Raw genomic sequence first — 2,461 nt, forward strand, 5'->3', positions numbered from 1 at the left:
CCTGTCTCAGGAAAACTCTTTGGTATCGAGCAAGATTCAACCTCACTAAATTCAATATAATAATCCTCATAGTTTTCACCTTCTACTAAAGGACAATTGAATGCTGGATGGGCTCCAATAAAGTAAGGCATTGTTTTTTTCATTTCCAAGTTCGTTACCTGAAATTCGGTTCTAATTGATTTACCATTCAAGGTATAAACAACTCTCAGTTCAAACTGATATAGGTAATTTTCAAGCATCTCAGCATTTGGTTTAATACTAAAGGTCACGCTATTATCATTGATTTCTTCCAGAATAAATTCTTCTTTTCGAACAAAACCATGTCTACGAATAAGACCTTTAAAAAAGGGTCTTTCTTGAGGTCTATAAATAACCCAATCATTTCGTAAACTACCACAGATAGGAAATAGAATAGGCGCCTGTCCATTCCAATAATTTGGATCAGCTTGCCAGAGATACTCTATCCCATCCTTGTCTTTAATCGAAGTCAGTTGACCACCAAGTGTTTTAAACTGAACAGTAAGATACTCGTTTTTTAATTCGATAGTCACAACTAATTCCTTTCTTTTTATTATTGGAAAGGCAAATAACTTACCTCGAAGTGAATAGTCTCACGTATTTCTACATCGAGTGATTGTAAAAATTCCCATTCAAATGCTGGTAACTCTAAATCAGAATGGCAAATCCACTCTTTTCCAGTTGAAACATACCATTTACCACATTTTAGCAACGGGGTAGCTTCAAGCTCAGGAATCATAGGACAATCTTCGAAACTAACAATATATACCTTTTCAAATCCTGCTCTAAATAAGTGTTGTACTTTTTTTAAAATATCGGATAACAATTTTTTTACATTTTCAAGTAATATTACTCTATCACTTGAGTTTCTGCTACTTTCTTATACCAATGAGCTGATTTCTTAGGATAGCGTTCTTGCGTGTCAAAGTCTACATAGAATAGTCCATAACGTTTTTCGTATCCGTTTGACCATGAGAAGACATCCATAAGTGACCAGATGAAGTAACCTTTAACATTTGCACCATCCGCAATTGCGTCTGATAAAACTTCCAAGTGTTTCTTCACGTAATCAATACGACCATCATCATAAACGGTATTATCTACAAACTCATCTTTGTATCCAAGACCGTTTTCAGTGATGTAAATTTTCTTGTAGTTTGGATAATCATTTTTCACTCGCATGATTTGGTCATACAAGCCTTCAGGATAAATAATCCAGTCCCAATCCGTTCTAGGCACATAATCTGGTGCGATTCGGCGACCAACACCTTTAATCTGGTACTTAGAACTTCCTTTTTCACCCTTACCATTGTGAATGATTTCAGTCTCACCATCAAAGGCTTGCATCCAATCACTCATGTAGTAGTTGATACCAAGGAAATCGTTCAGATCTTTAGCTGCTTCAAGTGCTTGGAAGTCTTCATCACGAAGATCAAGTTCTCCACCATTTTCAGCTAGGATGTGGTTGACCCCTTCCATCGTTTTATCTGAATAGTGTCCAAGGTAGGTTGCATCCAAGATAAATTTGTTATGGATGATATCTTCTAACTCAGCGGCACGAACATCTGCTGGATTTTCTGGATCATAAGGGTATTTGGTTGGCAACGCATGTACTACACCAATTTCGCCTTTATAACCTTTATCTTTATACAATTTCACAGCACGTGCATGAGAAACCATCATATTGTGGTGTGATTGGAAGACTTTGGCAAGATCATATCTAATGCCTGGAGGGAATTTACCAACCAAGTATTGACCATCTCCAATTGGGCCAATTTCATTGAAAGTTGTCCAGTAGTTTACTTCTGGGAACTCTTCAAAACAGAAAGCGGCATAATCTACAAAGTGTTCTATATTTTCGCGGTTTAAAAAATCTCCATCTGAGTGAAGAGCTTCTGGTGTGTCAAAGTGGTGCAAAGTCACGAATGGCTCAACATGACGTTTGTGGCACTCGGCAAAAAGATTATGGTAGAATTCAACACCTTTTTCATTTACTTCGCCATAGCCAGTTGGGAAAATACGAGACCAGGCAATTGAAATACGAATACCATTAACGCTATATTTTTCAGCTAATTCTAAATCAACAGGATATTTATGGTAAAAATCACTTGCAGGCTCTGCTGTGTACCAATAATTGTCTTCAAGATACTTATCCCATGCAACTGGGCCTTTACCATCCGTGTGAGTCGCACCTTCTGCTTGATAAGCAGCTGTAGCACCACCAAAAATAAAATCTTTAGGAAGTGTTTTAGTCATAACTATAAATCCTTTCAAAAAAAGCATTTGAGACGATATTCTGAGTTCCGGAAACCAAGGAAATGAAATGAAATGCAATGATATGGTTAACAATATTATAAGGAACTGAAAGAATAATCTCGTCTCAAATAACTTTTACAAATTTATTAATCAAACTGTTGTTAGAACAAATGCAAGAGCACCTTGT

Annotated in this window: 3 protein-coding genes; all 3 read right to left on the reverse strand. The window is 36.6% G+C overall.

All coding sequences use genetic code 11. The features are described 5' to 3' along the window. Positions 1 to 551 (reverse strand): aldose epimerase family protein (locus HMPREF9088_RS10395; RefSeq protein WP_007209208.1); only part of this gene is annotated, 551 nt, incomplete at its 3' end. A gap of 20 nt (positions 552 to 571) precedes the next feature. Next, positions 572 to 844 (reverse strand): DUF3884 family protein, encoded by a 273-nt coding sequence (locus HMPREF9088_RS10400; RefSeq protein ID WP_007209209.1) that lies wholly within the window; start codon positions 842 to 844, stop codon positions 572 to 574. A gap of 23 nt (positions 845 to 867) precedes the next feature. Next, positions 868 to 2,274: a 6-phospho-beta-galactosidase gene (gene lacG, locus HMPREF9088_RS10405; RefSeq protein ID WP_040367551.1), complete on the reverse strand. Its 1,407-nt coding sequence runs from the start codon at positions 2,272 to 2,274 to the stop codon at positions 868 to 870. Between the last annotated feature and the right edge of the window lie 187 nt (positions 2,275 to 2,461).

The sequence above is a fragment of the Enterococcus italicus DSM 15952 genome (genome assembly GCF_000185365.1).
Classification (GTDB): domain Bacteria; phylum Bacillota; class Bacilli; order Lactobacillales; family Enterococcaceae; genus Enterococcus_G; species Enterococcus_G italicus.

Coding starts and splice junctions, on each gene's coding strand:
- lacG (WP_040367551.1), bottom strand. CDS start 2,274: ATGACTAAAACACTTCCTAAAGATTTTATTTTTGGTGGTGCTACAGCT.